This is a genomic window from Inquilinus sp. OTU3971 (assembly GCF_038440215.1).
On the sequence record NZ_JASATH010000108.1, the window covers coordinates 1 to 26511 of the forward strand.

Here is a 26511-nt window from a genome sequence, read left to right on the forward strand (position 1 = left end):
GCGGGCGCCCCGGGCCGTTTAACCAACGGGCGCGGGGCGTGCGCGCGGCGCCGCGTATAGTCGCGCGACCGCGGAAGCGGGCCGGCGCCGCACCAATCAGAATCTCGTGCCGAAGCTGATGTGCAGCTGCTCCTGCTTGTCGTAGTCGCGCTTGGCGAAGGGATAGGCGTAGTCGAGCCGGATCGGGCCGAAGGGCGAGGCCCAGGACACGCCGAGGCCGGCCGAGGCGCGCAGCGCCGCGTCGTCGACGCCGCCGGCGCCGCTCTCGTCCGACCCCCAGAGAGTGCCGACATCGGTGAAGGCGTGGCCCTGCAGGGCGAATTCGCTGGGCAGACCGAGCGGGAAGCTGAGCTCGACCGAGCCGAGGGCGAAGTTGTTGCCGCCCAGCGCGTCCTTGTCGTTGGAGCTGAGGTCGCGGGGGCCGAGACCGCCGGTCCGGAAGCCGCGGAACGAGTTGCCGCCCAGGAAGAAGCGGTCGTTGATCCGGACATCCTCGCCCAGGCCGATGATGTTGCCGAGCTGGCCGCCGACGTTCAGCACCATGGAGTCGGTGACCGGGTAGTACCAATCGGCGCTGAGCTGGGTCTTGAAGTAGTGCACGTCGCCGCCGAGGCCGGCGACCTCGTTCGACAGCGTGATCCGGTAGCCGTCGGTCGGGTTGATGCGGCTGTCCAGCCGGTCATAGCTCAGGGTCTGCTGCACCGCGGAGGACAGGGTATTGCCCTCCTGCTCCTTGATGAAGCGCGAGGCATCGTCCTCGACATCCGAGATCTGGCGGTAGTTCAGGCGATAGCGCAGGGTCTGCCGCAGGTTCTCCGACAGCGGATACCCCATGCGCAGGGCGAAGCCGGTGTTGGTCTCGTCGTAGGAGCTGAAGCTCTGGTTATCGCGCGTGGTGCGGAAGATGTCGAAGCCCGCTGCCAGGTTGCGGCCGAGGAAATACGGCTCGGTGAAGCTCAGATCGATCTGCGAGGACACGCCGCTGAGCGAGGTCGACAGCCGCAGGTCCTGGCCGCGGCCGAGCAGGTTGCGCTCGCGGATGGTGACGTCACCGAGCGGACCGTCGCTGGTCGAGTAGCCGACACCGAGCTGCACTTCGCCGGTCGACTGTTCGGTCACCGCGGCCTGGACCACCGTCTGGTCCGGCGCCGAGCCCTGGATCGGCTTGATGTCGACCTTGCTGAAGAAGCCGAGGTTGCGGATGTTGGTCTCGGATTTCTTGAGCCGGGAGGCGTTGAACGGGTCGCCCTCGGCCAGCTCGAACTCGCGGCGGATCACCTCGTCGGCGGTGCGGACGTTGCCGCTGATGTCGATCCGCTCGACGAAGACACGCGGGCCTTCCGAGATCTCGTAGGTGATCGCGATCAGGTGCTCGTCGCGGTTGCGCTGCACCGATGGCTGAATGTCGACGAAGGCGTACTGACGGTCGCCCAGATAGGTGGTCAGGGCCTGGATCGTGTCCTCGACCGACTTGCTGGAGTACCAGTCGCCCTCATTGCTGACGATGACGGTCTGCAGCTCCTCTGGCGTCACGCCCGGCAGGGCGCTGTTGACGTCGATCTTGCCGAACTTGTAGCGCTCGCCCTCATCGACCGTGAAGGTGATGAAGAAGCCCTCGCCGTCCGGCGCCAGCTCCGACACCGCCGAGACCACGCGGAAATCGGCATAGCCGCGATTCAGGTAGTAGCGGCGCAGCATCTCCTGGTCGACGGCCAAGCGGTCGGGGTCATAGGTGTCGTTGGAGGCGAGGATGTTCCACCACTCGGTCTCCTTGGTCAGGATCTCGTCGCGCAGCTCGCTGTTGGAGAAGGCCCGGTTGCCGACGAAGTTGATCCGCTCGATCTTGGCGAGGTCGCCCTCGCGGATCTCGAACACCAGGTTCACGCGGTTCTGGTCGAGCTTGATGATCTTCGGCTCGACCGCGACGGCGAAGCGGCCGCTGCGGCGGTACAGCTGCTGGATGCGGTCGGCGTCGCTCTGCGCCTTGGTCCGGGTGTAGACCTGCCGCGGGCGCTCCTCGATCTCGGCCGTCAGCTTGGTGTCGTCGAAGCGGTCGTTCCCCTCGAACGCGATCTCGTTGATGATCGGGTTCTCTTCGACCGTCACCACCAGGCTCGATCCCTCGCGCCGGATCTGGACATTGGCGAACAGGCCGGTGGCGAACAGGCTCTTGACGGATTCGTCCACGCCGCGGTCGCTGTAGTCATCGCCCGGCTTGAGCGCCATGTAGGAGATCACCGTCGCAGGCTCGATCCGCTGCGACCCCTCGACCTTGACGTCGGCGATGGTTCCGGCACCGCGGGTCTGCGCCGGCGCCGTCATCGGCGCCGTACTAAGAGCGACAGCCGCCACGGCCGCGAGCCAGAGTCGGGAGGTCACGGTCGACATCGGTTTCTGCTTTCCCCTCAAACTCACACCCATCCCCTCACGCCCGATCGATCGAATCGGGTGCGAGAGGCTTGACGAACGACCACCGCCCCCACTTCAGCGGCTGCGGATCGCGGCGAGTCACTACCGCCGTGATCCGGTAACACGTCCCGGCTCAGGACACCAAGCCTTTGAAAAAGGCCACTACCTTGAGTTGGACCAGGTCGTTCCAGGTCGCGAAGAGCATCAGGGTTAATACCAAAGCAAGCCCAAGGCGGAAACCGTATTCTTGGGCCCGCGCGCCGAGCGGACGGCCGCGGATAGCCTCGATCGCGCAGAACAGCAGGTGGCCGCCGTCCAGCATCGGGATCGGCACCAGGTTGATCAGGCCCAGATTGATCGACAGGATCGCCATGAACCAGAGCAGCGCCACGATGCCGACCTGGTACACCTCACCGGACATCTGGGCGATCCGGATCGGGCCGCCGAGCTCCTCGGTGCCGCGCTGGCCCGACACCATCTCGCCGAGCGCCGAGGCGGTCATCGACACGATCGCCCAGCTCTCGCTGACCGACATCCGGGCCGCCTCGACCACGCCGTAGGGGCCGGTGTCGGCGGCGATGCCCAGCCGCCAGACGGTGGCGCTGCCGCCATCATTCGTCTCCACCGTCTCCTGCCGCGGCGTCAGGTCGAAGCTCAGCGCCTCGCCGTTGCGGTCGATGCCGAGCGAGACCGCCTTGCCGCCGCCGCTGCGGACCGCGATGCCGAGTTCGGCGAAGCGGTCGACCGCGGTGCCGTCAATGCTGGTGATCCGGTCCCCCGACCGGATCCCGGCCTCGGCCGCGGCACCGCCCGCCGAGACATCGCCCACCACCGCCGGCGGGAAGGGATGGCCGCCGACCAGGAACAGGAAGAACAGGGCGATGATCGAGAACAGGAAGTTCGCGATCGGCCCCGCGGCAGCGATCGCGGCACGCTGGCCGACCGGCTTGTGATGGAACGACACCGACCGCTGGTCTTCGGTCATGCCGTCCAGCGCCGCGGTCGCCGGAGACGACGCCGCGTCGGCGTCGCCGAACATCTTCACATAACCGCCGAGCGGCACGACGCTGAACTTCCACCGGGTGCCGTGCCGGTCGTTGAAGCCGAACAGCTCGGGCCCGAAGCCGATCGAGAAGGTCTCGACCCGCACCCCGTTGCGGCGGGCGACCCAGTAGTGGCCGAACTCGTGCACGAAGACGAGGACGGTCAGCACGACCAGGAACGGGATCAGATAGGTGAACAGCGTCATACATACCTCTCGGCCAGAGGGCCTATGTGGGCCCGCTTGCCCGCGAATTCAAAGCGCAGCGGCGTGCCGTCGCGCCGCGGCGTCGATGGCGAACATCTCGTCCAGAGTCGCCACAGCTTGTGCCGGAATCATGGCAAGGGTGCCCTCGACGATCCGTTCGATGTCGAGGAAGCCGATCCGCCCCTCCAGGAATGCCGCCACCGCCACCTCATTGGCGGCGTTCAGCACGGTTGCGGCTGAGCCACCTTGCCGCAGGCATTCCCGGGTCAGCCGCAGCGCCGGGAACCGTTCCGGGTCCGGTTCCTGGAAGTCGAGCCGGGCGATCTTGGCCAGGTCCAGCGCGGCGCAGGGCGTCTCCATCCGCTCCGGCCAGGCCAGGGTGTAGGCGATCGGCACCCGCATGTCGGGCACGCCGAGCTGGGCCAGCACCGAGCCGTCGGCATAGTCGACCAGGCTGTGGATCACCGATTGCGGGTGGACCACGATATCGATCCGGTCCTCCGGCATGGCGAAGAGGTGCGACGCCTCGATCAGCTCGAGCCCCTTGTTCATCAGGGTGGCGCTGTCGACCGAGATCTTGGCGCCCATGCTCCAGTTCGGATGGGCGACGGCCTGGGCCGGCGTCGCCGCCGCCATCTGGTCGCGCGTCCATTCCCGGAACGGCCCGCCGGAGGCGGTCAGGATCAGCCGGCGCACCTTCGCGCCGGGCTGGAACACCTGGAAGATGGCGTTGTGCTCGCTGTCGACCGGCAGCAGCGTGGCGCCGTGCTTCCGCACCTCCGCCATCATCAGCTCGCCGGCGCAGACCAGGCACTCCTTGTTGGCGAAGGCGACCATGGCGCCGCGCCGGATCGCGGTCAGGATCGGCTGCAGCCCGGCGGCGCCGACGATGGCGCCCATCACCCATTCGGCCGGCCGGGCGGCCGCCGCCACCACCGCCTCGGCACCGCCCGCCGCCTCGATGCCGCTGCCGGACAGGGCCGCCTTCAGCGCCGGATAGGCAGCCTCATCCGCCACCGCGGCGGTGCGGGCGCCGAGCTGCCGGGCGATCGCCGCCAGACGCTCCGCATCCTTGTTGGCGGTCACCGCCTCGACCGTGAAGCGCTCCGGCGACCGGCCGATCAGGTCGACGGTGCTGGCGCCGACCGAGCCGGTGGCGCCGAGGATGGTGACGGAGCGCGGAGCATCCGCGGACGGGGCCGAAATCATCTGAACGATGCATCCAAAAGGGCTGTGAACAAGGCGAAGACCGGCGCCGCGGCCAGCAGGCCGTCGATCCGGTCGAGCACGCCGCCATGACCGGGGATCAGGTCGCCGCTGTCCTTGACCCCGTAGTGGCGCTTGACCGCGGATTCGGCGAGGTCGCCGGCCTGGGCCACCAGGGCGAGCAACGCGGCGCCCGGCACGGCGAGAAGGGCCGCACCGGCCCGGTGCAGCACCGCGATCGCGGCGGCGCCGGCCACGGCCGCCAGGCCGGCGCCGCCGACCAGTCCGGCCCAGGTCTTCTTCGGGCTCAGCCGCGGCGCCAGCTTCGGCCCGCCGATCCAGCGGCCGAAGATGTAGCCGCCGATATCGGTGGCCCAGACCACCAGCAGCAGCCAGAGCACCGGCTGCCAGCCGTCCTGGCGCAGATGCAGCAGCGCGACCACGGTCAGGCCGAGATAGGGCAGCCCCAGCGCCGGCATCCGGCCGGGCGTGCCGAGGCGCAGATTGACCACGATGTCGAACGCCACCGTCGCCGCGGCCAGCACGACCAGTCCGGCGACGGCGCCGCCGCAGCCCGCGGCGATCGTGACGGCGAGGATGCCGAGGCCGGCCAGGACCCGGACCCAGCCGGGCGGCCGCCGCGGCAGCACCATACGCAGCCATTCGTCGACGCCGAGCGCGGCGAGCAGCGCGACGATGACCGCGAACTCCCATTCGCCGACATAGACGGCGGCGAGGATCAGCGGTCCGAGAACGAGGCTGGAGAGGATCCGCAGCGCCAGGTTGCTGCGCTTCGCCTGGGGGCTATTGGCCACCGACAGCGCCATAGCGACGTTCCCGCCGCCGGAACTCGGCGAGGGCGGCCTCGAGGTCGGCATGGCCGAAATCCGGCCACAGCGTGTCGATGAAGATCAGCTCGGCATAGGCGGCCTGCCACAGCAGGAAGTTGCTGATCCGCTGCTCGCCGCTGGTGCGGATGATCAGGTCGGGGTCGGGCAGGTCGGCGGTGAACAGGCGGCCGGCGAACAGCCCCTCGTCGATCGCTTCCGGCAGCAGCGCCCCCGAGGCGACCTCGCGCGCCACCCGGCGCGCCGCCTCGGTGATCTCCTGCCGGGCGCCGTAGCTGAGGGCGACGGTGAGGTTCAGCCGGGTATTGCCCTGGGTCAGCGCCTCGCTTTCGGTCAGCAGGTCGCCGATGTCGGGCGCCAGGCGCTCCCGATCGCCGATGAAGCGCAGCCGCACGCCCTTGCGGTGCAGGGTCTTGAGCTCGCCGCGCAGGAAGAAGCGCAGCAGCTTCATCAGCTCGCCGACCTCCAGGATCGGCCGGCGCCAGTTCTCGGTCGAGAAGCCGAACAGCGTCAGGTAGCCGACATCCAGCGCGATCGCGGCGTCGATCGTCCGCTGCACCGCATGGACGCCCTGGCGGTGGCCGATCGCGCGCGGCAGGCCCTGGGCGGTCGCCCAGCGGCCGTTGCCGTCCATGATGATCGCGACATGGAGCGCGGGCTGATCCTCGGCCTTGGGGGCGAAACGGTGCATCCCGGTGCTCAGACCTGGAGGATCTCTTTTTCCTTCTGCGCCGCCACGTCGTCGATTTCGCGGATGCGGGCGTCGGTCAGGGCCTGGATCTTGTCGGCCTGGCGCTTGTGCTCGTCCTCGGAGATCTCGTGGTCCTTCTCGGCCCGCTTCAGCGCGTCCATGCCGTCGCGGCGGACGTTTCGCACCGCGACGCGGGCAGCCTCGGCATACTTGCCGGCGACCTTGGTCAGCTCGCGGCGGCGCTCCTCGCTCAGCTCCGGCAGCGGCACGCGGACCGTCTGGCCCTCGGTCTGCGGGTTCAGGCCGAGGCCGGAATCGCGGATCGCCTTCTCCACCGCCTTGACCGCGCTGCGGTCCCAGACCGAGACGGTCAGCATGCGCGGCTCCGGCACGCCGATGGTGCCGACCTGGTTCAGCGGCATCTGGGCGCCGTAGACGTCGACCGTGATCGGCTCGAGCAGGCTGATGCTGGCGCGGCCGGTGCGGAGACCGGCCAGATCCTTGCGCAGGGACTCCAGAGCACCCGCCATGCGGCGGGAGATGTCGTCGAGATCGGCTTTGGCCACGCTCAGCCCTCCTCGGTCACGATAGTGTAGCGCCCCTGCCCTGCGACCACCTCCGCGAACGCGCCGTGCTCGTTGATGGAGAAGACCAGGATCGGGATCTTGTTCTCACGGGCCAGCGAAATCGCCGCATGATCCATGACGCGGAGATCTTTCGCCAGCACATCCATATAGGTCAAGCGATCGAAACGCTTGGCCCCTGCGACCCGCAGCGGGTCGGCGTCGTAGACGCCGTCGACCTGCTTGCCCATGAGCAGGGCGTCGCAGCCCATCTCCGAGGCGCGCAGCGCGGCGCCGGTGTCGGTGGTGAAGAACGGGTTGCCGGTGCCGGAGACGAAGATGACGACGCGGCCCTTCTCCATGTGCCGGATCGCCCGACGCCGGATATAGGGCTCGCACACCGTCTGCATCGGGATGGCCGAGACCACGCGGGTGTGCAGGCCCTTGTGCTCGCAGGCGCTCTGCAGCGCCAGGCCGTTCATCACCGTGGCCAGCATGCCCATGTAGTCGGCGGTCGCCCGCTCGATGCCGGAGGCGGCGCCGCTCATGCCGCGGAAGATGTTGCCGCCGCCGACCACCATGCAGATCTCGACGCCGAGGGCGTGGACCTGGGCGACATCATCGGCGATGCGCTCCACCATCTTCGGGTCGATGCCGTAATCCTGGTCGCCCATCAGGGCTTCCCCGGAAATCTTCAACAGCACCCGTCGATACTGGGCCGCTTTCGCCATGTCGCTCCACTCCCTCAGCGCCGCCAATCTGTTCCCGGGTTCGGCTCAGCGGCCGAGCGTGGCCGCCACTTCCGCCGCGAAGTCGCCCTGCTCCTTCTCGATGCCCTCGCCGAGCACGAAGCGGATGAAGCCGGTCACCGAAACCGGGGCGCCGGCATCCTTGGCGGCATCCTCGATCGCCTTGCGGACCTTGGTCTCGCCGTCCAGCACCCAGACCTGCTCGTGCAGCACCACTTCCTCGTAGTACTTGCGCAGGCGGCCCTCGACCATCTTGTCGATGATCGCCTCGGGCTTGCCGCTGGCGCGGGCCTGCTCGACCAGCACGGCGCGCTCGCGCTCGAGGTTGCTGGCGTCGACGTCGGCGATGTGCAGGGCTTCCGGCCGGGCCGCCGCGACATGCATCGCGATCTGCCTGCCGAAGGCCTCGAGCTTGGCCTTGTCGCCGGTCGATTCCAGCGCCACCAGCACGCCGATCTTGCCCAGGCCGGCGGCCACCGGGCTGTGGACATAGGCGGCGACGACGCCATCCGACACCGACAGGGCGGCGCTGCGGCGCAGGCTGATGTTCTCGCCGATGGTGGCGACCAGATGCGTCACCTCCTCGGCGGCGGTGCGGCCGGTGCCGGGATAGGCGCTGGCGGCCAGCGCCTCGACGTCGCCATTCGCCTTCAGGGCGAGGCCGGCCAGGGTCGAGACGAGACCCTGGAACTTGTCGTTGCGCGACACGAAATCGGTCTCGGAATTGACCTCGACCAGCGCGCCCCGGGTGCCCTCGACGGCGGCGCCGACCAGGCCCTCGGCGGCGACGCGGCCAGCCTTCTTCGCGGCGGCCGCCAGGCCCTTCTTGCGCAGCCAGTCGACCGCGACCTCCAGGTCGCCGCCACTCTCTCCGAGCGCCTTCTTGCAATCCATCATGCCGGCGCCGGTCTTCTCACGAAGCTCCTTCACCAGCGCCGCGGTGATCTCGGCCATATCGTCCTCGCATCCGTTCGTTCGGCGCCGCGCCCCACCGGTCGCAGGCGCCCTCATCGACAGAAAGGGGCGGCTTTCTGGGCCGCCCCTGGTTCGCTCTCGGCTCAGGCGGCCGGCTGCTCCGCCTCGCCGGTCTCGGCCGCCGGCGGCGGCAGCGCCTCCTCGGCCGGGGCCTCCTCCATCGCGCCGACATCGGCGCCGCTGGCGCTCATCTCGGCCTGGATGCCGGCGATGACCGAGCCGGAGAACAGCTCGCAATAGAGCTCGATCGCGCGCAGCGCGTCATCATTGCCCGGCACCGGGAAGGTGATGCCGTCGGGGCTGGAGTTGCTGTCCAGCACGGCCACGACCGGGATGCCGAGCTTGGCGGCTTCCAGGACCGCGATCGACTCCTTGTTGGTGTCGATGATGACCAGGATGTCGGGCAGGCCGCCCATGTCGCGGATGCCGCCCAGCGCCTTCTCGAGCTTGTCGCGCTCGCGGGTCAGGGTCAGCTGCTCCTTCTTGGTCAGGCCGACCGCGCCCTGGTTGAGCTGCTCGTCCATCTCCTTCAGGCGACGGATCGACTGCGACACCGTCTTCCAGTTGGTCAGCATGCCGCCGAGCCAGCGGTGGTTGACGTAGTACTGGCCGCAGCGCTTGGCCGCATCGGCGATCTTGTCCTGCGCCTGGCGCTTGGTGCCGACGAACAGCACGCGGCCGCCATTGGCGACGACGTCACGAACCGCGTCGAGCGCCCGGTGCAGCATCGGCACGGTCTGCTCGAGGTCGATGATGTGCACGCCGTTGCGCACGCCGAAGATGAACGGCGCCATCTTCGGGTTCCAGCGGCGGGTGTGGTGGCCGAAATGGGCGCCAGCTTCGAGGAGCTGGCGCATGGTGAAGGTCGGCGTAGCCATGGTCGGAAGGTCCTTTTTCCGGTTGTTCCGCCGCGGGCCTTGCCTCCCGCCACACCGCGGATTGCGGATATGGCGAAAGGCACCGGAGCGACCGAGCCACTGCTGTGGCAGGCCGCGATGCCCGCGTGTGGGATTGACGACGGCGCGGTTGATACGCCCTGCGCCCGGGAAAAGCAAGCCCGGGCAACCGCCGGGATCGGCGCCGACGTCGCGGTCTGGGCGCCGCGGCTCAGGCGCTGCGGCGGTCGGTCCAGACGAAACGCGAACGGTAGCGCTGTGCCCGGCGGGCGCGGTGCTCGGCCAGGTGGTCGACCGGCGTGGCCGGGGCCGGGGCGGCCGGCTCGTCCCAGCGGGCGGCGAGCTTGCCGGTCTCCGGGTCGCGGATCCAGCGCAGCAGCACCTTGTCCTCGTCCCGGATCGGGTCGTGGCGCAGGTCGCGGTTGCGGAAGCGCGGCAGGGCGGCCAGCGCCTCGGCCCGCGGGGAGATCACGGCGCCCAGCGCCAGGCGCAGGCGGCGATCGAAGCAGGAGAGAAATGCGAGGTTCATCGTTCGCTCCGTTCCCGCACATGGCGGAAGCGGGGCGAACGGCGCTCCGACCCTAGGTCCGGCTCACGCCATCCACCCGGCCGAGGCCGAGTGCGATCCAGTGATGTTCGGGCGACGTCACCGCGGCCGGATCGGCCTTGGCGACGCCACGACTAGGGTGGTCGTCCATCTGTCTCTCGTTGTGAGATTGGCGCCGGGCGGGCCTGGGCTGGTCCAGCGTCACTGGCCATGTATGCCCGCGCCCCCGCAGAGTCAAGGTGAAAGCAGAAGCGGCGGAATGCCTGGGCCGGCGCGGCTTCGCAACCGGCGCAGCCGCCGGTTTCGGAACCCGGCGGCGGCGGAGTCGCATCCGATCGGCACGGCACGGAATCCATCCCATGGTCCAATGGCCCATGGACCAATGGAACGAACCTGCGGGTCCAACCGATAGTTGGTCTGCATGGTCCGCTGCGGACCGCCGCAATGGGCTAGCCGACCGGGCGCGACGCCCGGTCGCCCGCAACCCTGGCAGGAGGCCGCGCCGATGCGCATCCTCTTCCCGCTCGCGGCCGTGCTCGTCCTCGCCGCCGGCAGCGCGGCCGCCCATGGACCGGCGGCGTGGATCCAGAACGGTCATTACCGCAACCTGACCGGTATGCATGAGCATTGCTGCGGACCGAACGACTGCGCCGCCTACCCTTCCCGCGACGTCCAGGTTCGCCCCGACGGCTACATGGTCCGGCCGGCCGGCGTGCTGGTGCCGACCGACCAGGCCCAGTTCAGCGAAGACGACAAGTACTGGCTCTGCCGCAAGCCGGATGGTTCAATGCGCTGCTTCTTCATCCCGAATGTCGGCGCCTGAGGCGGGGCCTGCGAGGAGGCGCGACATGAGTCGTGATTGCATCGCGGCCGCCGGCGTAACGGCGCTGCTGCTCCTTGGCGCTGCGGCCGAAGCCCGGGCGGCGCTGCCGCCCTATTGGCAGCGTTTGCGGGAGCTCCAGGCGATCCTGGACAGCAACGAGCTGGCCGAGAAGCTGCGCGACGCGCCGATCGACCGGATCGAACGGCCGGGCGAGGATCTCTACCGGATCCAGGCTGGCCCCTGCACGCTCGAGATCCGCATCGTCAACGACCCCGCCGGCAGCACCCAGCCGGCGATGCCGGGCCCGCGCCGTTTCCACATCGAGACCGGCGAGGCCGCCTGCCGCTGACCCGGGGAACCGATGCCGCCGCGGCGGCGTTGGCCGGGTGTGAAGGAGGCACCCGGCCCATGCACGCCTATTCCGTCCGGATCAACCCAACCCGCCGCCGGGATCCGCTATGGCGCGTCGTCGATCCCGAGAACGGCGCCGACTTCGTGAAGGACATGGTGGTGTTCGCCGAGAGCCCCGAGGATGCGCGCCGCTATCTCGACGCGACCTTCCTGGCCACCGGCTTCTCACCCGACAAGCCGCCGCTGCGCGAGACCGGATCGCCCTGGCACGAGCCCAGGCTGGTCCGCATCGAGCCCGCGCCGGACTACGATGCGATCGCGCAGACCGCCGGGCACAACCACGTGGCGCGGCGCGCGGGCCTGCTCAGCAACCCGAGACCCGATCCGCTGCTGGGCTAGGCGGATCCGAAAGTCGCCTTGTACTGCTCGCGCAGGGCCGCCTTCTGCACCTTGCCCATGGCGTTGCGCGGGATCTCCGTCACCACGAACACCGCCTTGGGCTGCTTGAACCGGGCCAGCTGGTCCTGCAGCGCCGCCTGGACCGCGGCAGGGTCGAGCGGCACGGCGCCCGCCCGCATCGTCACCACCGCCGCCACCGCCTCGCCGAAATCCGGATGCGGCAGGCCGATCACAGCCGATTCCTCGACGCCCGGGATGGCGTCGATCAGGCTCTCGACCTCCTTCGGATAGACGTTGAAGCCGCCGGTGATGATCAGGTCCTTGGCCCGACCGACGATCGAGACATAGCCGCGGTCGTCCACCACCCCGACATCGCCGGTGATGAAGAAGCCGTCGGCCCGGAATTCGGCCGCGGTCTTCTCCGGCATCCGCCAATAGCCCTTGAACACGTTCGGGCCCTTGACCTCGATCACCCCGATCTCGCCCTGCGGCAGCGGCCTGGCGTCCTCGCCCACCACCCGCAGCGACACGCCGGGCAGCGGCAAGCCGACCGTCCCCGCCCGCCGCTTGCCGTCGAGCGGGTTCGAGGTGTTCATGTTGGTCTCGGTCATGCCGTAGCGTTCGAGGATGGTGTGGCCGGTGCGCTGCCGGAACTGCTCGAAGGTGTCGGCCAGCAGCGGCGCCGAGCCGGAGATGAACAGCCGCATGTGAGCGCACGCCTCGGCGGTGAGGCCGGCCTGTTCCAGCAATCGGGTGTAGAAGGTCGGCACCCCCATCATCACGCTGGCCTTGGGCAGCAGGCGCAGCACCTCGGCGCTGTCGAACTTCGGCAGGAACAGCATGGTCGCCCCGGCCAGCAGCGCGCAGTTGGTGGCGACGAACAGGCCGTGGGTGTGGAAGATCGGCAAGGCGTGCAGCAGCACGTCGTCCGGCCGGAAACCCCAGTAATCGTGCAGGGTCAGGGCGTTCGACAGCAGGTTGTCGTGGCTGAGCATCGCCCCCTTGGAGCGGCCGGTGGTGCCGGAGGTGTAGAGGATCGCGGCCAGGTCGTCCGGCCCGCGCGGCAGCGTCTCGACGCTGTCCGCCTCTCCCGCCGCGGCCTCGGCCAGGGTCCCCTCCCCGGCCGGTCCCAGCGTCAGCACCGCCTTGGCGCCGGCCGGCCTGGCCACCGCCTCGATCTCGGCGAGGCGCGCCGGCTGGCACACCGCCAGCGCCGGCTCGGCGTCGCCGGCGAAATAGGCGACCTCGCCCTTGGTGTAGGCGGTGTTGAGCGGCAGGTAGACGGCGCCGGCGCGCAGGCAGCCGAGATAGAGCGCCACCACCTCCGGCGATTTGTCGACCTGCACCATGACCCGGTCGCCCGGCGCCACGCCCAGCCGCCGCAGCAGGTTGGCGTAGCGGGCGCTGGCGGCCTCCAGCCCGGCATAGGAGATGCGGCGCCCGTCGGCGAGCTCGAGCGCCGGCCTGCTCCGGTCGGCGGGGAAACGGGCGGACAGGGCGTCGTAGAGATTGGTCATCGGCTCGGCGGGTCAGAGATAGGGCTTCAGCTGGCGCGCCACCGCACGGCTCGTCGCCACCTTGCCGGCATTGACGAAGGCCTCGTGGTTCCGCTCCAGCTCGGCCGGATCATAGAGGTAATTGACCAGAAGTCCCCAGCCCTGCTCCAGCCCCTTCGGCGCGGTGTCGCCGGCCCAGTTCAGCCGCTCCAGCCGGGCGCCGTTGCCGAGATGGAACCGCGCCACCGGGTCGGTCGGCCGGCCGTTCGGCCGCAGCTCGGCGGCGAGGTAGCGGGCGCATAGGCCGGTCAGCGCTGCCTTCAGCACCTTGTCCGCACCGACCGCCTCGATCCCGCCCGCCGCCAGCACCGGCAGCAGTGCCTCGGCCGCAGCCTGGACCGCGGGATGGTCGTGCTCCGGCGCCGCCGTCTCCAGCCAGCGCCGGAAGCCCGGGATCGGCGACAGGGTCGAGAAGGTCGTCAGGTTGGGCAGGGTCTGCTGCAGGTCGGCGACCACCTGTTTCAGGAGGAAGCTGCCGAAGGAGATGCCCCGCAGCCCCTTCAGCGTGTTGGTGATCGAGTAGAAGATCGCGGTGTCGGCCGTCGCCGGATCGCCGATCGGTGCCTTGGGGTCGAGCAGCGGCGCGATCTCGCCCGACAGGCCGCGCACCAGCGCCACCTGGACGAAGATCACCGGCTCGTTGGGCAGGGCCGGGTGGAAGAAGGCGTAGCAGCGGCGGTCCTCGGCCAGGCGCCGGCGCAGGAACTCCCAGCCCGGGATGGCGTGCACCGCCTCGTACTGGATCAGCTTCTCCAGGACGATCGCCGGCGTCTCCCAGGTGATCCGGCGCAGCTCCAGGAAGCCGCCGGAGAACCAGGAGGTCAGGACATGCTTGAGGTCGGCATCCACGATCCGCAGCTCCGGCTTCTCGTCGGCGAGGTCGAGCGCGTCGGCGCGCAGCCCGATCACGAACTCGGTGCCCTCGGGCAGCATGTTGATGCGGCGCAGCAGCTCCCGCCGCGGCGGCTCGGCCGCCTCGGCCAGCGCCAGGGCGCCGGCCGCGCTGGGTTCGGCGACGAAGGCCCGGGCGGCGGCGGCGACCGCCGCGTGGTCGGGCCCGAACTCGCGCGCCAGCAGGGTGAAGAACGCCTCGCGCCCGGTCGCGCCCAGGCCGCGGTAGAGGGCCACCAGCTCGCGCGCCAGGGCGATGCCGGAGGCTTCGCCGCGCTCGGACAACAGCGCGTGGCAGATGCCGCCGAGATCCTGGGGCAAGGGCCGGCCGCGGCCGAAGGCGAAGAGCTCGAGGCCGCGATCGGCGATCGAGTTGATGAGGTCGGCGATCTGCATGAGGCTCGTTCCGCTGCCACCAGACCCGGTCAGGTTAGCGCGTCACGCCCGCGGGGCAATCTCGCCCGGCGCATGCCGGCAATCCCGCAAACGACAAGGGCGGCGCCGATGGCGCCGCCCTGTCGCCGGTCCGGCCGGCGTCAGTTCCGGTTGATGACCACCAGTGAGGCGGCCGAGACCGCCAGGCTCTGCACGATCGAGCCGACATCCCGCACCAGCCGGTACAGGTCGAACGGCGTGAGGTCGCGCGGCACGATGATGACCGACCCCGGCGGCACCCTGACCGAGCTGTAGCTCCAGGACGACAGGTCGAGCGGCTGCGCCTGGCCGTTCGGCATGACGACGAAGGCGCGGCCGGTGTCCGCGGCCTCGGTCGTGCCGCCGGCGAAATCGACATAGTCGTCGGCGCTCAGCTTGCCGTCGTACTGGATGGTCCCCGGGTTGAGCACCTCGCCCGAGACGGTCACGAACAGCGGCCGCTTCGGCACGAACAGCTGGTCGCCCGCATCCAGCGTGAAGTCGAGCTCGGGTTTGGCTGCCAGCACCGTCGGATCGGCCTCGATCACCACCCGGCCGGCGGCCGGGATGCTCTTCAGCTCGGCGATCAGGCTCTGGATCGCCGGCAAGGCCGCAGCGGGGCTCTTGTTGGCGCTGTCGCCCTGGGCCTCCTGGATGAGCTGCGGCAACCCGGCCTGGATTTCGCGCGCGGTGCGCTCGTAGCCCTGCTGCTGCTGCGCCCGCACGGCCTCGCGGGTGAACACCGCGCCGTAGGTGAAGGCCTGGTTGGTGTAGCCGCCGGAGCGCTGGATCAGCTGCAGCAGGGTCTCGCCGCGGCGGATCACATAGCGGCCGGGATGCACGAACTCGCCGGCCAGGGTGACCGACCCATCCTCGCGCAGCTGCGGGCTCTGCGGGATGCGGACGCTGTCGCCGGGGTTCAGCTTGACCGACGCCGTGGTGGTGCCGAGGCTCTGCACCGAGCGCCAGGAGCCACTGACATTGGGCGGCGACAGGGTCGAGAAGTAGCCGACCTCGATTGCGCGGCGGTCGGCCTCGATCGTGGTGCCGCCGGCGATGTCGAGCACGGTGGCGAGCGTGGTGCCCGGGATGATCGGGTAGCTGCCCGGCACCCGCACCTGGCCTTCGAGCGAGACGACATGCTCGATCACGAAGGGCAGCAGGTCCGGATAGTCATCGAAGATCTGCGGGCAGGCGCGGTTGACCTGCAGGGAACCGGTCGCCTCGGTGTTCTGGAAGGTCTGCCGCGCGTTGCGGAAGCGGCCGGTCGAATCGTTGCGCACCGCCTCCGCCAGCGACCGCAGGCCGAGGCAACTGCCGCTGACCGCAACCGCCGCGGGCAGGGTGGAGGCCAGCGTCTGGTTCTGGGCCTGGACGTTCTGGGACGCGTCCGACGCCGCCGAGAGGGCCTGGCCCGGCTGGCGTCCGGCCAGCATCATCTGGACGTCGTCGCCGCCGAGATAGCGGATGTCCTCGCGCGACAGCACGATCAGCTTGTCGCGGTCGCGCAGGCGGATGTTGCCGCCGCCCCGCAACGCCACCCCCAGGTTGACCGGCACGAATTTGCGGATCCGCGTGGCCGGGTCAGTGGTCTGGATCACGCCGAAGGGCAGATAGGCGTCGTCCGCCAGGATCGGCGGATCGGCCAGCAGGGCGCGGAGCGTCGGCGCGCTGCTCAGCGGCCGGACGCCGGCGACGGTGACGTTGCCGGTGATCGAGACGCTGCCGACACGCAGATCCTGCGACAGGGTGATCTGGATGATGTCGCCGGTCTGCACCGGCACCGCCGTCTGGCCCGACAGGTTCTGGACCTGGTCCTGGCCGTTGCGGTCGAGCCGCAGCAGGTTGAACCGGTTGCCGGAGGGGCGGATCGGCCCACCGGCATAGTCCAGCATCTCGGCGACGCTGAGCGGGCCGGCGGCGTCGGGCGGCATCTCGAAGATGCCCGGCCGGACCACATCGCCGCCGACCCCGACAGTGCGCCCGATCGTCGGCACCGAGATCCGGTCGCCGTCCTGCAGCAGGAGGTCGGCCTCGTTGCTGTAGCCCATCAGGAAGCCATAGAGGTCGATGACCTTGGTCTGGCCCTGCCGGATCAGCGCGACCGTGCGCAGCGAGCCCGTCTTCTTGATCCCGCCGCCGGCGGTCAGGGCATCGACCAGGGTCGAGAAGCTGGTCAGAGTCTGGGTGCCGGGCTTGGTCACCTCACCGGTCAGGGTCACCGAGATCGCCCGCACATCGCCGAGCGACACATAGGCCTCGGTGCTGACGTAGTTCTCCCGGACCCGGGTCTCGATCTCGCGGCGCAGGTCGCCGAAGGAGCGGCCGGCCGCCGGGACCGGCGGCAGATCCTGCAGGATCAGCCGGCCCTCGCGGTCGACCGTCGCGCTGATGCCCTGGTTCACTTGGCCGCGCAGGGTGACCACGATCTGGTCGCCGATGCCGACGACGTAGTTCTCGCTGACGGCGCCACTGACCACCTGGCTGGCGACGGCGCCGCCGCCGAAGACGTCATAGCCGAACTGGCTGATGTCGCCGCTCAGCCGCCGCTGGTAGTCGGCCTCGATGCGCGAGACGGGCATGGCGGAGACGGTCGATGACGGCAGGCCCGGCGAGATCACCGACGGCTCGGTGACCTGCGAGGGCGTCGTCATCGGCACGCGCGGCCCGCTGGGGATGGTGACGCCGTCCGGCTGGATGCCCTGCTGCTGCAGCTGAGACGGGCTGATGCCGAGCTGCTGCAGCTGATCGATCAGCGCATTCATCTGGGCATGGCCGGCGATCGGGGTGAGGATCAGGACGCCGCAGGCCAGGAGGGCCGGGCCGATGCCGTAGCGAAGGGTCCATTGGAGTCGACGCGCCTCGCCCTCTCGGTCTCGGCGACGGTCACTGTGCACAGGCTTCATGGTCCCCCGCTTCTGACATCTTCTCAAATGGCCGATCGCAGCGCTGATCGAGCCAACGCCCCCAATGTCCCATCTTCTGAACGATCTGGCCGGCAAAGAAAACCCGAATCAATTCGTTGTCCCCTCAACCTGACACGCAGGCTTCAATCGGACCGGTCCCCTGGCCGCGGATTTTCTTCAGCCGTTCCAGCACCCGGCAGGCATAGGCGAACTGCCGATCCGGATCGCTCGAATGATAATGTGCGATCGCCTGCAGCCAATTGCCGTAACGGCTGAACAATCGCCGCAGGAAATACGCGCCGTAGATCACATTGTATTGTGGCTCGAAGATGAGAGTGTAGTCCGGCAGCGTCTGCTTGTGGTAACGGAGCGAGATCTGCATGCAGCCGACGTCGATATTGGGGCTTTCGCCGCCACCGTTATCCTCGATCGCCGCCTTCATGGCGGCCAGACTGTTCGGGAACAGCGGCGTGCCGCCGACATTCAAAGCCCAGGGATAAGGATCGCCCTTGCCGCCCGATTCGGTCTGCGCGATCGCCAGCAGCATGCCGCGGGGAATGCCGAAGGCCCCCTCCATCGCCAGGATGTAGGGCGTGCAACTATCCTGCGCCCGCGCCGGTCCGGCCGCGGCGGCCAAGCCAAGCAGCAGCGTCGCGATTGCCGCGATCCGACCCAATCCCCTCACCAACGCAACCGGCTTCCCCCGCCAATCGATGCACCGCTTCTAGCACACCGCGCCGATTCGGCAGAACACCGGCGTATCAGACGGGCGTTCCGGCGCGAATCACGGTGCGGCACGGGTTGTAGGCGATGCGGTAGGACAGCTCGGCCGGGTCGGCCACGTCCCAGAACACGAGGTCGGCCGCGAGCCCGGCGACCAGCCGGCCGCATTCCTCGGCCAGGCCCAGCGCCCGCGCGGCGTTGCGGGTGACGCCGGCCAGCGCCTCCTCCGGCGTCAGGCGGAACAGGGTGCAGCCCATGTTCAGCATCATGAGCAGCGAGGTCGCCGGCGAGGTGCCGGGGTTGTTGTCGGTGGCCAGCGCCATCGGCACGCCGTGCCGCCGGAACGCCCCCACCGGCGGCAGCTGGGTCTCGCGCAGGAAGTAGAAGGCGCCGGGCAGCAGCACCGCGACGGTGCCGGCCCGCCCCATCTCCTTCGCCCCCGATTCGCTGGTGTATTCGAGATGGTCGGCCGACAGCGCTCCGAACCGGGCGGCCAGCGCGGCGCCGTCCTGGTCGGACAGCTGGTCGGCGTGCAGCTTGACCGGCAGGCCGCGATCCCGCGCCGCCCGGAACACGCGCTCGACCTGGGCCGGCGAGAAGGCGATCTTTTCGCCGAAAGCGTCGACCGCGTCAGCGAGGCCGTCCCGGGCGATCGCCGGCAGCATCTCCTCGACCACGCGGTCGAGGTAGCGGTCGGGCTCGCCGCGATCCTCCGGCGGCACGGCATGCGCGCCGAGGAAGCTGCGCCGCACCCGCAGGCCGCTCTCCTGCCCCAGCCGGCCGGCGACGCGCAGCATCTTGGCCTCGGTCGCCAGGTCGAGACCGTAGCCGGACTTGATCTCGACGGTGGTGACGCCCTCGGCGGCCAGCGCATCGAGCCGCTTCCGGGCCGAGGCCAGCAACTCGTCCTCGCCGGCGGCGCGGGTGGCGGAGACGGTCGAGACGATGCCACCGCCGGCGCGGGCGATCTCCTCATAGCTGGCGCCGTGCAGCCGCATCGCGAATTCGCGGGCGCGGTCGCCGCCATGCACGAGATGGGTGTGGCAGTCGATCAGCCCCGGCGTGACCCAGGCGCCGGCCGCGTCCTCCACGACCGCGGCCAGACGATCGGGCGCGCCCGGCAGGTCCGCCTGCCGCCCGACCCAGGCGATGCGGCCGCCCTCGGTGGCGATCGCGCCCTCGGGAATGGCGCCGTAGCCCTCCCCGTCCATGGTCGCCAGCCGCGCATTGATCCACAGCCGATCCCACATCCCTCTTTCCCTTCGGCAATCCGCGTCTATCCTGCCACACCGCGTTTCATCTCACGGGATGCCGCCCCTTGACCACGCGCTATTTCGCCGAGACCGCCCTTCTGGCCGATGGCTGGGCCGATGACGTCCTGATCGAGGTCGACGCCCGCGGCGACATCCTCCGCACCGCGGCCGGCGCCGAACGTGGTGGGGCGGAGCCGATCGCCGGCATCGTGCTGCCCGGCATGGCCAATCTGCACAGCCACGCCTTCCAGCGCGCCATGGCCGGGCTGGCCGAGACCACCGCGGGCCCGGGCGACGATTTCTGGAGCTGGCGCGAGCAGATGTACCGCTTCGTCCGCGTGCTCGACCCGGACCAGGTCGAGGCCATCGCGGCCCAGCTCTATGTCGAGATGCTGAAGGCCGGTTACACCTGCGTCGCCGAGTTCCACTACCTGCACCACCAGCCCGACGGCACCCCCTATGCCGACCGGGCGGAGCTGTCGCGCCGGGTGATCGCGGCGGCCAAGGCGACGGGCCTCGGCATCGCCCATCTGCCGGTGCTGTACAACACCGGCGGCTTCGGCGGGCGGAAGGCGGGAGACGGGCAGCGCCGCTTCCTGAACGATGTCGACGGCATCCTCGACATCATAGGCCGGCTGCGCGCCGACCATGCCGGCGACCCTGATGTGCGCGTCGGCGTCGCGCCGCACTCCCTGCGCGCGGTGCCGCCCGAGATGCTGGCGGCGACGGTCGAAGGCATTCAGTCGGCCGATCCGGCGGCGCCGATCCACATCCACATCGCCGAACAGGTCAAGGAGGTCGAGCAATGCCTGGCCTGGAGCGGCGCCCGGCCGGTCGAATGGCTGCTCGACCATGCCGCGGTCGATCACCGCTGGTGCCTGATCCACGCCACCCATCTGACCGAGGCGGAGACCACGGGTATGGCGGCCAGCGGCGCGGTCGCCGGGCTGTGCCCGACCACAGAGGCCAATCTCGGCGACGGGCTGTTCCCCCTCGCCCCCTATCTCGCCGCCGGCGGCGCGCTCGGCATCGGCTCGGACAGCCACATCTCGGTCGGGGTGATCGAGGAGCTGCGCTGGCTGGAATACGGCCAGCGCCTGACGCTGCGGAAGCGCGGCGTCGCCGGCGGGCCGGACCGTCCCTCGGTCGGCGCCACGCTGTTCCAGGCGGCGATCGACGGCGGCGCCCGCGCGATCGGCCGCACCACTGGCCGGATCGAGGCCGGCGCCCGGGCCGATCTGGTGGTGCTGGACCGCGACCATCCGGCGCTGATCGGCCGCAAGGGCGACACGCTCCTGGACAGCTTCGTCTTCGCCGGCAACGACTCCCCGATCCGCCATGTCATGGCCGGCGGCCGCTGGCGGGTGCGCGACGGCCGCCACGCCGACGAGGCCGCGGTGGCGGCGCGCTACCGGCGGGTGATGGCGGCGCTGCTGGGCTGACGGGCCAAAAGAAGGGGCCCCGGAGAACCAGGGCCCGTGAGGTAAACAGGGAGGCTGCTCGAGCGGGAGACCCTATCGAGCTGCCGTCACGATAGCCCGGTCCCTACCCGCCTGCTGTGACGGTCGTCACGCCGGACGGATTTTCCGCGTCAGCCCGGACCGGTCGTGGTCGCGGCGGGCGGGACGGTGAAGATCTGCCCGGGATAGATCAGGTCGGGGTCGCGGATCTGCTGCTGGTTGGCCTGGTAGATCACGGTGTAGCGCGGCCCCTCGCCATAGAGCCGGCGGGCGATCCGCCACAGGCTGTTGCCGGGCTGGACCACGACCCGCCCTTCGGCCACCGCGACCTCCGCCGGCGCCGCCCGCTGGAACGGGGTCTCGGCCCGCGCCGTCACCTTGCCGGCGGCATCGAGCTGATCGGCCCGCAGCCGGTAGACGCCGGGCTCGATCGTCCCCTCGGCCCGGATGCGGAACCGGCCGCTCGGATCGGCCCCGCCTTCGCCGATCGGCCGGTTGTCGAGATAGAGCCTGATCGTCGCGCCGGCCCGGCCCCGGCCGCTGACGAAGACGGTGCCGCCCTCGCCATAGTCGATGACGTTGATCGACAGCGATCCCCCAGTCCCGCCCGGTGCCGCCGGGGTTGGGCCGGACGAGGTCGCCGGCGGTGCCTGCAGCACGGTGGAGGCGCCCTGCTGCGGCGTCAGCAGCACCAGCGGGCTGCTGCCGCCGGCCGCCGGCCGCCCGGCGATGTCGCGGCCGCGCTCCGGCACCACCACCGTGGCGACGTCGCCGGAGGCGGCGCCGCCGTCGGCCAGCCGCAGCGACAGCTGGTGGTCGCCGGCCGCGATCGGCGCGTCGGAGACGAAGATCCAGCCGCCGGAGCCGTCGACCTGGACCGAACCGATCTGCCGGTCGCCGTCCATCAGCAGGATGCGGGCCCCGGCCGGGCCACGCCCGGCGATGGTGACGCCGCCGTCCGAGTTCACCCGGATCGCGTCGAAGCTCAGCACGGCCGGATCGGTCGGTCCCGCCGCTTGGGGGGATGGCTGGGCCGGAGCCGACGGCGGCTGGACCGAAGCCTGCGGCTGGGCCGGAGCTGGCGGCGGCTGGTCCGATGCCTGCGGCTGGGCCGGAGCCGACGGCGGCTGGGCCGATGCCTGAGGCTGGGCCGATGCCTGAGGCTGGGCCGGTGCGAGAGCAACCGCGGACGGCGCACCGCCAATCTGGGGAGGTTCGTCGAACCCGCTGCCCAGGATCCGCGGCGACGGCGGCGCGACGGGAGCCGCAGGCTGTGGCGGGGGCGTCGGCACCGCAGCCGCGGGCGCAGGGGGCGGCACCGCAGGCTTCGCCGCGGGCGGAGCGGCGGGGGCCGGCGCCACGCTCGGCGAGGCGGTCTCCCGGCGGGGCTGTCCGGTATATTCGACCACGGCGAGGATGGCCGCGAGCACAGCGACCGCAACGCCGCCGATCAGCAAAAGTTTTTTCAACGCCGGAACCGCCCGATATAATTCGCGCCACGTTATCCGCGCAGTCATCGACTCGCAACAAACCGCTGCTCCGGCCGCATCGAAACTTGCCCCGGCGGCGATCCCTTCCTAATGTCGCGCGCCGGCGCCGCCGGCCCCGACCCGACACACATCCGTGCGATCATGGCCGAACTCCGTTCCCTCTGCGTCTATTGCGGCTCCGCCTCCCGGGTCGACGAGCGCTACAAAACGGCAGCCGCCACCCTCGGCGGCCTGATCGCCGCCCGCGGCCTGCAGCTGGTCTATGGCGGCGGCCGGGTCGGGCTGATGGGCATCGTCGCCGACGCCGCGCTGGGCGCCGGCGCGCCGGTCGTCGGCATCATCCCGGAGCACATCCAGGCGCTGGAGGTCGAGCACACCGGCCTGACCGAGCTGCATGTCGTCGACAGCATGCACACCCGCAAGCGGATGATGTTCGACCGGTCCGACGCCTTCGTCGTGCTGCCCGGCGGCCTTGGCACGCTGGACGAGGCCTTCGAGATGCTGACCTGGCGGCAGCTCAAGCTGCACGAGAAGCCGGTCGTCTTCGTCGACATCGACGGCTATTGGCGCCCGTTCCTGCGCCTGGTCGACCACATGGTCGCCCAGGGCTTCTGCCGGCCGGAGAACCGCGACCTGTTCCAGGTGGTCGAGACGGTCGAGGAGGTGTTCGGCGCCATCGCCGCGCCGCCGACGATCGCCGCCCGGGCCAGCAACAAATCGGTGTAGCCCCGCGCCTTTCGCCTCTCGCGGCCGGGTGCTATAAGCCCGGCCATTCCTGTCCGAAGCGGAAAGATCCCGATATGGCCAAGATCAAGGTCAAGACCCCGGTCGTCGAGCTCGACGGCGACGAGATGACGCGCATCATCTGGCAGTTCATCAAGGACAAGCTGATCCTGCCGTATCTCGACATCGATCTCCGCTACTACGACCTCGGGATCGAGTATCGCGACCAGACCGACGACCAGGTGACGATCGATTCCGCCGAGGCGATCAAGAAGTACGGCGTCGGCGTCAAATGCGCCACCATCACCCCGGACGAGGCGCGGGTGAAGGAGTTCAACCTCAAGAAGATGTGGAAGTCGCCGAACGGGACGATCCGCAACATCGTCGGCGGCACCATCTTCCGCGAGCCGATCATCTGCCGCAACGTGCCGCGCCTGGTGCCCGGCTGGCGCAAGCCGATCATCGTCGGCCGCCACGCCTTCGGCGACCAGTACCGCGCCACCGACCTGAAGGTCCCCGGCCCCGGCACGCTGACCATGACCTTCACCCCGGCCGACGGCAGCCAGCCGATCGAGCTCGAGGTGTTCAAGTTCCCGGGCGCCGGCGTCGCGCTGAGCATGTACAACCTGGACGAGTCGATCCGCGGCTTCGCCCAGTCGTCGCTGAACTACGGCCTGCTGCGCCAGATGCCGGTCTACCTGTCGACCAAGAACACGATCCTCAAGGGCTATGACGGCCGGTTCAAGGACATCTTCGAGGAGGTCTACGAGGCCGAGTTCAAGGACCGGTTCCAGAAGGCCGGCCTGGTCTATGAGCACCGGCTGATCGACGACATGGTCGCCTCGGCCATGAAGTGGGAGGGCGGTTTCGTCTGGGCCTGCAAGAACTACGACGGCGACGTGCAGTCGGATTCGGTGGCGCAGGGCTTCGGCTCGCTCGGCCTGATGACCTCGGTGCTGCTGACCCCCGACGGCAAGACCGTCGAGGCCGAGGCCGCGCACGGCACGGTGACCCGCCACTACCGCGAGCACCAGAAGGGCCGCGCCACCTCGACCAACCCGATCGCCTCGATCTTCGCCTGGACCCAGGGCCTGGCCTACCGCGCCCGGTTCGACGAGACGCCGGAGTTGCTGCGCTTCGCCCAGACGCTGGAGAAGGTCTGCGTCGAGACGGTCGAGGCCGGCCACATGACCAAGGACCTGGCCATCCTGATCGGTCCGGACCAGCCCTGGATGACCACCGAGCAGTTCCTGGACAAGCTGGACCAGAACCTGCAGGTGGCGATGGGCTGACGCCCGAGGCCCAGCCAAAGCGACGAAAGGCCGGCTCACGCCGGCCTTTCTGCTGTCAGGGCTCGATCACGTTGTCGATCGACAGCCCCTGCAGCACTGCCATCAGCGGCGCCTCGCCTCCAGCCGCGCAGACCAGGCCCTGGATCAGGTGGCTGCGGCGCTGCAGGTCGAAGACGCCGCAGCGCTCGCTGGCGCCGGTCAGGCTGATCATCCGGTACCGCACGCGATACCCGTTCAGGCTCGTCTGGTCTCCGCGCAGCACGGTGACCCCGCTCGCCTTGAACACGCGCTGAGCCATTGAGGCGAGGCTGGGCATGCGGTCGGTGTCGCGCCAGCTATAGCCGCCGGGCAGCCGCGACCAGTCGATATAGGCGAGCAGATCACGGGTCGAGAAGGTCGCCGTGTCCGCCCGGACGATTCCGCCGCCGTCGGCCGCCTGCTCCTCGATATGCTTCGTGTTCTCGGCGGCGACGCCGGCCAAGGGCCCCGAGACGAAGCTGATCGGCGAGTCTTCGGCCAGTGCCGGCCAGGACAGCGCGGCGAGGACAAGTATCCCCGCGGCACGCCGCATCGCGCAATTGAACATGACCCCCTCCACCCCGGTTTGAACCGATGCGGAGCCGCCCGGGCCAACGGCTCCGCCCGTTTCTCAGATCGGCCCCTCAGGGCCCGATCACGCCGTCGATCGAAATGCCCTCCATGACGGCCTGGACCGTGAAGGCGCGGGCGGCCGGGGCACAGGCGAAGCCCTGGACCATGTGGTTCCGGCGCATCAGCGCAAACACGCCGCAGCGGCGATCGACGCCGATCAGGCTGATCTTCCGGTACCGCGCGGCATAGCCGTTCACGGTGATCCCATCACTTTCCAGGATGGTGAAGCCGGTGGCGTCGAAGATGTCCTTCACCTCGTTCGACAGGGAACCGACGTCGTTGTCCTGCCATCGGTAATGGCCGCCCAGACGCGACCAGTCGACCCAGGCGAGCATCGGGCCGGATTTGAACACCGCCGTATCGCTGGTCACCGCGCCGAAGGCCGAGTGGGCGAGAGACTCCTCTTTATGCTTGACGTTCTCCGCCGCGGCGCCCTGCAGCGGCCCCGAGACGAAGCCGATCGGAGACTCCTCGGCCAGCGCCGGCCATGAAAATACGGCCGCGGCGATCACGCCGGCGGCACACCGCATCGCTCGATTCAACATTGCTCCCCCTCCGCCCGTGATTGAACGGTGCGGGCCGTCCGGGCTTACGGCTCCACCCATCCGGTGGTTCAGGGAGCGATCACGCCGGCAAACAAAACGCCGCCAGGGCGAGGAGCCCGGCGGCGCAGGATGAAATGCCTCGCTTCATGAAATCCCCCTGAATATCCAGGAGGAATTAATGCCGAAGCTCTGGCTGGTTGGCGAGAAAATTCGTCAAATCACCGGCAACTCACGCCCGCAGGATGGTGCGGTCGTCGTCCCGCCGCTTGCCCGGCGGCTGATAGGCGATCTGCGCGTGCTCGGCGCAGTATGGCAGGTTGCCGTGGGCCGCCTTGCCGCAGAAGTGGAAGTCCTTGTCGCGCGGATCGCCGATCGGCCATTTGCACATCCGCTCGGTCAGGTTGAGGATGGTGGCGCCGCCCGATTTGCGCTCCGACACCGGCTTGGCCGGCACCTTCGCCGCAGCCGGCGGGGCCTCGGCAGCGACGGCGGTGGTGGTGACGACACCCTCCTCCTCGTCCTCGCCGTCCTTGCGCTTGATCGGCGACGGCCGGCCGGACAGCTCCAGCCGATGCGCCTTGCCGATCACCGCATTGCGAGAGACGCCCCCCAGGATCTCGGCGATCTCGCTTGCGCTCTTCCCGTTTCCCCAGAGCTGGCGCAGCTGCGCCACCCTTTCTTCGGTCCAAGACATCCGCTTCTCCCAAGATCACGCGCATCGCCTGCGCGTACCACATATTGCGGCCTCGTCCACGGACGCTACCACATCCGGGACAGCCGCGACAGATCCTTTCAAGCCCCTCCGGTCAGGCGGCGAGTGCCGCCTCGACCGCTGCCAGTGCCTGGTCGGCGCCGGGCCCCACCCCCCCCCCCCCCCGCGGCCAAAAACCGGGGCCCCCCC

General features: G+C 69.8%; 25 protein-coding genes. 6 read left to right on the forward strand and 19 right to left on the reverse strand.

What is annotated here, in order from left to right; translation table 11 throughout:
- Window positions 1–96: 96 nt before the first annotated feature.
- From bamA to AAHM41_RS24345, 10 genes are all read right to left on the reverse strand, one after another.
- Complete coding sequence (gene bamA / locus AAHM41_RS24300; protein ID WP_342239173.1) at window positions 97–2388, reverse strand: outer membrane protein assembly factor BamA; 2292 nt, start codon at window positions 2386–2388, stop codon at window positions 97–99.
- Between the two features lie 154 nt (window positions 2389–2542).
- Window positions 2543–3658, reverse strand: a complete 1116-nt coding sequence (rseP, locus tag AAHM41_RS24305; protein WP_342239174.1) for an RIP metalloprotease RseP — start codon at window positions 3656–3658, stop codon at window positions 2543–2545.
- 48 nt (window positions 3659–3706) lie between these two features.
- Window positions 3707–4867: a 1-deoxy-D-xylulose-5-phosphate reductoisomerase gene (locus tag AAHM41_RS24310; RefSeq protein ID WP_342239175.1), complete on the reverse strand. Its 1161-nt coding sequence runs from the start codon at window positions 4865–4867 to the stop codon at window positions 3707–3709.
- Entirely contained in the window at window positions 4864–5691 is an 828-nt protein-coding gene (locus tag AAHM41_RS24315; RefSeq protein ID WP_342239176.1) for a phosphatidate cytidylyltransferase, read from the reverse strand. Before AAHM41_RS24315 ends, AAHM41_RS24310 begins: the two co-directional genes overlap by 4 nt.
- Window positions 5669–6403 (reverse strand): isoprenyl transferase, encoded by a 735-nt coding sequence (locus tag AAHM41_RS24320; protein ID WP_342239177.1) that lies wholly within the window; start codon window positions 6401–6403, stop codon window positions 5669–5671. Before AAHM41_RS24320 ends, AAHM41_RS24315 begins: the two co-directional genes overlap by 23 nt.
- A gap of 8 nt (window positions 6404–6411) precedes the next feature.
- Window positions 6412–6933: a ribosome recycling factor gene (frr, locus tag AAHM41_RS24325; RefSeq protein WP_446719485.1), complete on the reverse strand. Its 522-nt coding sequence runs from the start codon at window positions 6931–6933 to the stop codon at window positions 6412–6414.
- Between the two features lie 38 nt (window positions 6934–6971).
- A complete protein-coding gene (gene pyrH, locus AAHM41_RS24330; protein WP_342239179.1) occupies window positions 6972–7697 on the reverse strand; it encodes a UMP kinase in 726 nt (241 codons plus the stop codon).
- A 45-nt stretch (window positions 7698–7742) separates the two neighbouring features.
- Entirely contained in the window at window positions 7743–8669 is a 927-nt protein-coding gene (tsf, locus tag AAHM41_RS24335) for a translation elongation factor Ts (protein ID WP_342239180.1), read from the reverse strand.
- A gap of 104 nt (window positions 8670–8773) precedes the next feature.
- Window positions 8774–9568 carry a 30S ribosomal protein S2 gene (gene rpsB, locus AAHM41_RS24340; protein WP_342239181.1) on the reverse strand — a complete coding sequence of 265 codons (795 nt, stop codon included), beginning with the start codon at window positions 9566–9568 and terminating at the stop codon, window positions 8774–8776.
- Between the two features lie 229 nt (window positions 9569–9797).
- Entirely contained in the window at window positions 9798–10115 is a 318-nt protein-coding gene (locus AAHM41_RS24345) for a hypothetical protein (protein WP_342239182.1), read from the reverse strand.
- A 523-nt stretch (window positions 10116–10638) separates the two neighbouring features.
- Between AAHM41_RS24345 and AAHM41_RS24350 the strand changes: the two genes are divergently transcribed.
- The 3 genes from AAHM41_RS24350 to AAHM41_RS24360 are packed head-to-tail and all read left to right on the forward strand — an operon-like array spanning window position 10639 to window position 11706.
- A complete protein-coding gene (locus AAHM41_RS24350; RefSeq protein WP_342239183.1) occupies window positions 10639–10956 on the forward strand; it encodes a hypothetical protein in 318 nt (105 codons plus the stop codon).
- A 25-nt stretch (window positions 10957–10981) separates the two neighbouring features.
- Entirely contained in the window at window positions 10982–11305 is a 324-nt protein-coding gene (locus AAHM41_RS24355; RefSeq protein ID WP_342239184.1) for a hypothetical protein, read from the forward strand.
- A 59-nt stretch (window positions 11306–11364) separates the two neighbouring features.
- A complete protein-coding gene (locus AAHM41_RS24360; protein WP_342239185.1) occupies window positions 11365–11706 on the forward strand; it encodes a hypothetical protein in 342 nt (113 codons plus the stop codon).
- On the opposite strand, the gene AAHM41_RS24365 is transcribed toward AAHM41_RS24360, so the two are convergent.
- The 5 genes from AAHM41_RS24365 to hutI form a co-directional block, all read right to left on the reverse strand.
- Window positions 11703–13223 carry a malonate--CoA ligase gene (locus AAHM41_RS24365; RefSeq protein WP_342239186.1) on the reverse strand — a complete coding sequence of 507 codons (1521 nt, stop codon included), beginning with the start codon at window positions 13221–13223 and terminating at the stop codon, window positions 11703–11705. The two genes, AAHM41_RS24360 and AAHM41_RS24365, sit on opposite strands and share 4 nt — an antisense overlap.
- A 12-nt stretch (window positions 13224–13235) precedes the next feature.
- Window positions 13236–14549 (reverse strand): malonyl-CoA decarboxylase domain-containing protein, encoded by a 1314-nt coding sequence (locus tag AAHM41_RS24370; protein ID WP_342239187.1) that lies wholly within the window; start codon window positions 14547–14549, stop codon window positions 13236–13238.
- A 140-nt stretch (window positions 14550–14689) separates the two neighbouring features.
- Window positions 14690–17473 carry an SLBB domain-containing protein gene (locus AAHM41_RS24375; RefSeq protein ID WP_342239188.1) on the reverse strand — a complete coding sequence of 928 codons (2784 nt, stop codon included), beginning with the start codon at window positions 17471–17473 and terminating at the stop codon, window positions 14690–14692.
- 124 nt (window positions 17474–17597) lie between these two features.
- Window positions 17598–18149, reverse strand: a complete 552-nt coding sequence (locus AAHM41_RS24380; protein WP_342239189.1) for a lytic transglycosylase domain-containing protein — start codon at window positions 18147–18149, stop codon at window positions 17598–17600.
- Window positions 18150–18234: 85 nt separating this feature from the next.
- A complete protein-coding gene (hutI, locus tag AAHM41_RS24385; RefSeq protein WP_342239190.1) occupies window positions 18235–19446 on the reverse strand; it encodes an imidazolonepropionase in 1212 nt (403 codons plus the stop codon).
- A gap of 68 nt (window positions 19447–19514) precedes the next feature.
- Here hutI and AAHM41_RS24390 point away from each other — a divergent pair, with 68 nt between their 5' ends.
- Window positions 19515–20891: a formimidoylglutamate deiminase gene (locus AAHM41_RS24390; RefSeq protein ID WP_342239191.1), complete on the forward strand. Its 1377-nt coding sequence runs from the start codon at window positions 19515–19517 to the stop codon at window positions 20889–20891.
- A gap of 149 nt (window positions 20892–21040) precedes the next feature.
- On the opposite strand, the gene AAHM41_RS24395 is transcribed toward AAHM41_RS24390, so the two are convergent.
- Window positions 21041–21901, reverse strand: a complete 861-nt coding sequence (locus tag AAHM41_RS24395) for a LysM peptidoglycan-binding domain-containing protein (protein WP_342239192.1) — start codon at window positions 21899–21901, stop codon at window positions 21041–21043.
- Between the two features lie 588 nt (window positions 21902–22489).
- Here AAHM41_RS24395 and AAHM41_RS24400 point away from each other — a divergent pair.
- Window positions 22490–23125 carry an LOG family protein gene (locus tag AAHM41_RS24400; protein ID WP_342239193.1) on the forward strand — a complete coding sequence of 212 codons (636 nt, stop codon included), beginning with the start codon at window positions 22490–22492 and terminating at the stop codon, window positions 23123–23125.
- A gap of 74 nt (window positions 23126–23199) precedes the next feature.
- Complete coding sequence (locus AAHM41_RS24405; protein ID WP_342239194.1) at window positions 23200–24414, forward strand: NADP-dependent isocitrate dehydrogenase; 1215 nt, start codon at window positions 23200–23202, stop codon at window positions 24412–24414.
- A 55-nt stretch (window positions 24415–24469) separates the two neighbouring features.
- On the opposite strand, the gene AAHM41_RS24410 is transcribed toward AAHM41_RS24405, so the two are convergent.
- The 3 genes from AAHM41_RS24410 to AAHM41_RS24420 form a co-directional block, all read right to left on the reverse strand.
- Window positions 24470–25000, reverse strand: a complete 531-nt coding sequence (locus AAHM41_RS24410) for a hypothetical protein (protein ID WP_342239195.1) — start codon at window positions 24998–25000, stop codon at window positions 24470–24472.
- A 76-nt stretch (window positions 25001–25076) separates the two neighbouring features.
- A complete protein-coding gene (locus AAHM41_RS24415) occupies window positions 25077–25595 on the reverse strand; it encodes a hypothetical protein (protein ID WP_342239196.1) in 519 nt (172 codons plus the stop codon).
- A gap of 244 nt (window positions 25596–25839) precedes the next feature.
- Entirely contained in the window at window positions 25840–26304 is a 465-nt protein-coding gene (locus AAHM41_RS24420) for a GcrA family cell cycle regulator (RefSeq protein WP_342239197.1), read from the reverse strand.
- Window positions 26305–26511 lie beyond the last annotated feature (207 nt).

What these genes read in the sequence shown, in the direction of transcription:
- bamA (WP_342239173.1), bottom strand. Translation starts at nt 2,388, where the DNA reads ATGTCGACCGTGACCTCCCGACTCTGGCTCGCGGCCGTGGCGGCTGTC.
- rseP (WP_342239174.1), bottom strand. Translation starts at nt 3,658, where the DNA reads ATGACGCTGTTCACCTATCTGATCCCGTTCCTGGTCGTGCTGACCGTC.
- AAHM41_RS24310 (WP_342239175.1), bottom strand. Translation starts at nt 4,867, where the DNA reads ATGATTTCGGCCCCGTCCGCGGATGCTCCGCGCTCCGTCACCATCCTC.
- AAHM41_RS24315 (WP_342239176.1), bottom strand. Translation starts at nt 5,691, where the DNA reads ATGGCGCTGTCGGTGGCCAATAGCCCCCAGGCGAAGCGCAGCAACCTG.
- AAHM41_RS24320 (WP_342239177.1), bottom strand. Translation starts at nt 6,403, where the DNA reads ATGCACCGTTTCGCCCCCAAGGCCGAGGATCAGCCCGCGCTCCATGTC.
- frr (WP_446719485.1), bottom strand. Translation starts at nt 6,933, where the DNA reads ATGGCGGGTGCTCTGGAGTCCCTGCGCAAGGATCTGGCCGGTCTCCGC.
- pyrH (WP_342239179.1), bottom strand. Translation starts at nt 7,697, where the DNA reads ATGGCGAAAGCGGCCCAGTATCGACGGGTGCTGTTGAAGATTTCCGGG.
- tsf (WP_342239180.1), bottom strand. Translation starts at nt 8,669, where the DNA reads ATGGCCGAGATCACCGCGGCGCTGGTGAAGGAGCTTCGTGAGAAGACC.
- rpsB (WP_342239181.1), bottom strand. Translation starts at nt 9,568, where the DNA reads ATGGCTACGCCGACCTTCACCATGCGCCAGCTCCTCGAAGCTGGCGCC.
- AAHM41_RS24345 (WP_342239182.1), bottom strand. Translation starts at nt 10,115, where the DNA reads ATGAACCTCGCATTTCTCTCCTGCTTCGATCGCCGCCTGCGCCTGGCG.
- AAHM41_RS24350 (WP_342239183.1), top strand. Translation starts at nt 10,639, where the DNA reads ATGCGCATCCTCTTCCCGCTCGCGGCCGTGCTCGTCCTCGCCGCCGGC.
- AAHM41_RS24355 (WP_342239184.1), top strand. Translation starts at nt 10,982, where the DNA reads ATGAGTCGTGATTGCATCGCGGCCGCCGGCGTAACGGCGCTGCTGCTC.
- AAHM41_RS24360 (WP_342239185.1), top strand. Translation starts at nt 11,365, where the DNA reads ATGCACGCCTATTCCGTCCGGATCAACCCAACCCGCCGCCGGGATCCG.
- AAHM41_RS24365 (WP_342239186.1), bottom strand. Translation starts at nt 13,223, where the DNA reads ATGACCAATCTCTACGACGCCCTGTCCGCCCGTTTCCCCGCCGACCGG.
- AAHM41_RS24370 (WP_342239187.1), bottom strand. Translation starts at nt 14,549, where the DNA reads ATGCAGATCGCCGACCTCATCAACTCGATCGCCGATCGCGGCCTCGAG.
- AAHM41_RS24375 (WP_342239188.1), bottom strand. Translation starts at nt 17,473, where the DNA reads ATGAAGCCTGTGCACAGTGACCGTCGCCGAGACCGAGAGGGCGAGGCG.
- hutI (WP_342239190.1), bottom strand. Translation starts at nt 19,446, where the DNA reads ATGTGGGATCGGCTGTGGATCAATGCGCGGCTGGCGACCATGGACGGG.
- AAHM41_RS24400 (WP_342239193.1), top strand. Translation starts at nt 22,490, where the DNA reads ATGTCGCGCGCCGGCGCCGCCGGCCCCGACCCGACACACATCCGTGCG.
- AAHM41_RS24405 (WP_342239194.1), top strand. Translation starts at nt 23,200, where the DNA reads ATGGCCAAGATCAAGGTCAAGACCCCGGTCGTCGAGCTCGACGGCGAC.
- AAHM41_RS24410 (WP_342239195.1), bottom strand. Translation starts at nt 25,000, where the DNA reads ATGTTCAATTGCGCGATGCGGCGTGCCGCGGGGATACTTGTCCTCGCC.
- AAHM41_RS24415 (WP_342239196.1), bottom strand. Translation starts at nt 25,595, where the DNA reads ATGCGGTGTGCCGCCGGCGTGATCGCCGCGGCCGTATTTTCATGGCCG.
- AAHM41_RS24420 (WP_342239197.1), bottom strand. Translation starts at nt 26,304, where the DNA reads ATGTCTTGGACCGAAGAAAGGGTGGCGCAGCTGCGCCAGCTCTGGGGA.